Raw genomic sequence first — 4,080 nt, 5'->3', positions numbered from 1 at the left:
CTACTTGCAACATTGGCCGGCGGGAGCGAGACACAGAACGGCGATGGTGTTCGCTGTGGATGTTGAATCCGCCCTGTTTTAGCGCAATACAACTGTGAATGGTGTATTCGCAAGGCGCTCATTGAAAAGGGAATTTGCGAAAGCGCGATTGCCCCTATCGCGCCGCCGTTTCGACCACAAAGGGGCGGATCAGCACACGCCGGCCTGCCCGCTTGGCCTCGCCTATGGTGGCATTCAGCGCAAAGACGTAGCTAGATTGTGCCTCGACCTCAGGCCGGGGGGCGCCGAAGAGAGGGCCTTCGCTGACCACGGCCACCAGGAGATCTGTACCGAAGGGCTCGCTGACCTCCCAGCCAGGGAAGCCAGCGCGTGGTTCCCCCAGCCGCGCCGTGCTGCCGGGCGGATGGGCAGCGGAGGGAAGCAGATTGGCCACCTCACCGGATTGCATGAAATAGGCAATGTGGAGCTGAGCGGGCCATTCCGGCATGGTGACGTCCAGCCGCAGCAATTGCTCTGCCAGCAACGGCATGGTGCCGACCAGCGAGATACGCGGCGATTGGCCAATGCCCGCCAGCACCGGCCGCAGCGCCTCCAGCGCCGGGCAGTAGGGGCCATCGAAACCCTGCAACGACAGACGCGCGGCATTGGGGGGGATGTCTCGCGCCGCCAATAGGCGTCGCAGCGCATCATGATCAGCATGGCGGAGCACGCCATCCACAGCCACGCTATTGGGCAGCGCGGTGGCGTTGAACAGGCCACAAAGCGGCGCAGTGGCGAGTGTGGCGGCCGCGGCTGTGAAGTCAGGCAGGGAAAGGGCGGGTGATAGCTGGATGGGCGGCGTTTGAGGTGGTTCGGCTGAAGGCCTGCTGGGCGGCGGTGCCAGCACCGGCTGAGGGGGCCGCGCGTCAGATTGCGTCGGCGGTGTTGAGGTGGTGTTCAGCGAGGGGGTTAATGACACGCTCGGCGGGTTGCTGCGGGCCGGCGTGTTCACCGCCACATCGCGCGGCGGTATTGCCATGGGCTGGGTGGGCTGGCCGCCTAGAAAAAAGAGGGCAGCGCCAGCGGCGGCCAGCAGCGTGACGCCCCCGCCGATCAGCACCAGGGGCGCGCCTTTGCGCGCCGGCACAGGCGATTTGGCAGGCGCGGCGGGCTTTGTACCCGAGTCGGTGGCCACGATCGTGGCGTCACCATCGGCCATAGGCAGGGCGGCGGCGGGCGCGGCCATGGCGTCCTGCAGCGCCTTGGCGAATTCGCCCGCGGTGGCGAAGCGTCCATCCGGCCGCTTGGCCATCGCCCGAGCCACCACAGCATCGATCCCCAGTGGCGCGGTGACTGACAGCGTCGAAGGCGGCGTTGGCTCCGTGTTGATCGCCTTATGCTGCACCGAGGAATAGCCACCCGAGAAGGGCTTCTCGCCAGTCACCAACTGATAGAGCACCACGCCCGCAGCCCAGATATCGGCCCGGCTATCCACCGTCTCGCCGCGCAATTGCTCGGGCGCCATATAGCTGGGTGTGCCCATGATGGTGCCGACCTGGGTCATCGAGGAATTCTCGATCCGGGCGATGCCAAAATCGGCGATCTTCACCTCACCCTCGGCACCCGACATGATATTGGCGGGCTTGATATCCCGGTGCACCACGCCGCGCTTGTGGCTGTAGTCCAGGGCGGAGAGCATCTGCTCCATGATCTTGAGGATGGCGGGCATGGCTAGGCGCTCGTCACGCTCCAACATCTCCTTCAAGGAGCCGCGCGGCACATGCTCCATGGCGATCCAGGCGTGGCGGTCATCCTCGCCATAATCATAGACCGCAACGATATTGGGGTGGTTCAATCGGCCCGCGGCCTGGGCTTCACGCCGGAAACGGGCCATTGCCTCGGTGCCATCGGCATCGCCAGCCGCGGGGCAACGAACGACCTTCAGCGCCGCGCGCCGTTCGATCACCGAGTCGAAGGCGTCAAGCACGCGGCCCATCGCGCCCTCACCCAGGGTGCCGCGTATCTCGTACTTGCCAAATTTTTCGTTGCTCATGACAGGGGCGACTCTCCCGCAGAGCCTTTACTCTACAGCCGAATGGGACGCTCGCCAGCCCGAAAGATGACGCCTGCGACCACATGATGAATGTTCCGACCTTCGGCATGGCCCGTCGGCCCATGCTGCAGGTGCTGAGGATCTTGGGCTGCTAGCCCATTCCAGATGCGGAAGGTGGCAAAGCTGCTCAGCAGCCGGTGCACGAAGGGCTTCTTCAAGGTTCGGGTGGGGCGCCGGCGCGAAGCATGGACCGCAACCGCAGGGCCTGGCTCTCGCTCCAGCCCAGGTCACGTAGAGGGTCAAAGAAGCGCCGGTCGGGGGTGTAAAGCAAATAGGCCATGGCTTCATTGGCCATGAGGTCCTCCTGCCGCGTGTCATAGCCATCCCTGGCCAGGAAGTGGCGCATTGCTTGGCGCTCGGCCTCCGAAAACCCCTCGCCCCAAACGCGCAAGACATGGGCGGCGAAAAGCGGTTGGGTCATGAACTGGCCATGCCCCAGTTCATGCAGCAGGATAGATGCGCGGGCATCGGAATCCACCCCCGGGCCAGTTGCGGGCAAGCTCAGAAATGCCGCCTCGCGAAAGGGGTCGATGCGACGGGCGGCCCCCACCTGCTCCTGCACCCAGCGCTCCATCGGGTTGAGGGTGATGCCGGCCTCCGCCGCCAGCCTGGCCATGCGCGCAAGCCCGGAAGCCGCGTAGTTGTGGCCGAAATACCAATTGGAGGGCAGCTTGCCATCGGCGGCGATGGCGGCCGCCAGTGCGTCATTATCCAGCACTCTGTCGCGCGGGGTGGCCCGCTTTTCCAGCAGCGCTGCAGCACGGTTCATCGCCTGGCCCTGCGCTTCCAGGCCTGGGAAATCCAATACCCAGACCAGAGGGTTGGCCGACCAGCGAAGAGCTGTCGGCTCGCGTGCCTGGTGCGCCAGGATGGCGGCGTGGGTCAGCAGTGGCGGCGGCGGTAGCAAAATGACAGCGGGCTGGGGGGGCTTGGGCGCCGGCGCCGCAGGTGGCTGCGGCCAGAGCCAGAAGCCGCCGAGCCCGGCAGCCCCGAAGGCCGCTGCACCGCCGGCGAGACCCAGCCAGCGGCCCAGGCTGCGCCGTGGTGACGCTCGCGCCACCGCGTGCGGCGACAGCCGGACCGTCGTTTCATCATCGACCTCCATTGCCTTGCATTCCCTGCGGTGGGGTGTTCAACCGCCCAGGTTTAGCACCTGCACGCGGCGATTGCTGGGCTCGGGCATATTGTCCGGGGTCGAGACCAGAAGCTGGCTCTCGCCCATGCCTATAGCCATCAGCCGGGTGGGTTGCACGCCGAAATTCTTCGCCAGAAAGTCGCGGACCGCCTCGGCCCGGCGCTGAGAGAGCAGCATGTTCAGCCCAGCATCGCCCACCGTATCGGTATGGCCTTCGATGCGGAAACGGTAGGGTGCGAGTTCGGGTGAGCTCAACGCCCGGCCCAATGCGGCCAGTGAGGCCGCTGCCTGAGGCGTGAGGCTGGCCGAACCGGAGGCAAAATTCACCGTGATGGACACCGCGGCCACGCCAGTGGGCGCCGTGGTCTGGCGCGGCGGGGGGGCGGCAGGCTCCATCGGCGCTGTGGTCAGCGGCTGCGGCACGAATGTCTGGTTTGGCGGCGAAGCCAGGCCCCCGGTACTGGAGAGAGCGGGGCTGGCCTCGGGCGCCGCGGGCGTCAAGCTCGGCGACGACACGGCGGTGCCGGGGTCGGCCGAGGGCATTCGGATTCCCCGCGTCGGGCTCAGCTGTTGGATCAGCCGCTGCGCCTCCTGGTCCTGCTGCGCTTGGCCTTGGGTGGCCAGTGCCATTGCTAGGATGGCCGAGGCAAGGGGAAGACGTGGCATAGTGAGCGTCCCTTTTTGAAAAGTGATCTTGCGATCCTAAAGCATGTCATCGCAGGTTGATATTGGGCCCTGTGGACGGATTTGACCAAGAGGAAGACACAAGCGAGGGCGATGAAAGCGGCATAGTTTCGCTGGGCGGATTCAACATCCATAGCGAACACCATCGCCGTTCTGTGTCTCGCTCCCG

The 4,080-nt window shown here is 65.7% G+C and carries 3 protein-coding genes; all 3 read right to left on the bottom strand.

The window, feature by feature from the left end:
* Positions 1-154 precede the first annotated feature (154 nt).
* The 3 genes from ABWP84_RS18185 to ABWP84_RS18175 all read right to left on the bottom strand — a co-directional run bounded on the left by ABWP84_RS18185 (position 155) and on the right by ABWP84_RS18175 (position 3,893).
* Entirely contained in the window at positions 155-2,032 is a 1,878-nt protein-coding gene (locus ABWP84_RS18185; RefSeq protein ID WP_353213438.1) for a protein kinase domain-containing protein, read from the bottom strand.
* 214 nt (positions 2,033-2,246) lie between these two features.
* Positions 2,247-3,197 carry a hypothetical protein gene (locus ABWP84_RS18180; protein WP_353213437.1) on the bottom strand — a complete coding sequence of 317 codons (951 nt, stop codon included), beginning with the start codon at positions 3,195-3,197 and terminating at the stop codon, positions 2,247-2,249.
* A gap of 27 nt (positions 3,198-3,224) precedes the next feature.
* Positions 3,225-3,893: an OmpA family protein gene (locus ABWP84_RS18175; RefSeq protein ID WP_353213436.1), complete on the bottom strand. Its 669-nt coding sequence runs from the start codon at positions 3,891-3,893 to the stop codon at positions 3,225-3,227.
* Positions 3,894-4,080 lie beyond the last annotated feature (187 nt).

Origin of the sequence: Rhodovarius sp., assembly GCF_040399605.1 — a bacterium.
Classification (GTDB): Bacteria; Pseudomonadota; Alphaproteobacteria; order Acetobacterales; family Acetobacteraceae; genus Rhodovarius; species Rhodovarius crocodyli_A.
The sequence above is the reverse complement of the archived record's forward strand: the minus strand, read 5'-3'. Positions and strand labels throughout refer to the sequence as shown.

Bases quoted from the DNA above. Each gene is read 5' to 3' on its own strand.
- ABWP84_RS18185 (WP_353213438.1), bottom strand. From the start codon at position 2,032: ATGAGCAACGAAAAATTTGGCAAGTACGAGATACGCGGCACCCTGGGT.
- ABWP84_RS18180 (WP_353213437.1), bottom strand. From the start codon at position 3,197: ATGGAGGTCGATGATGAAACGACGGTCCGGCTGTCGCCGCACGCGGTG.
- ABWP84_RS18175 (WP_353213436.1), bottom strand. From the start codon at position 3,893: ATGCCACGTCTTCCCCTTGCCTCGGCCATCCTAGCAATGGCACTGGCC.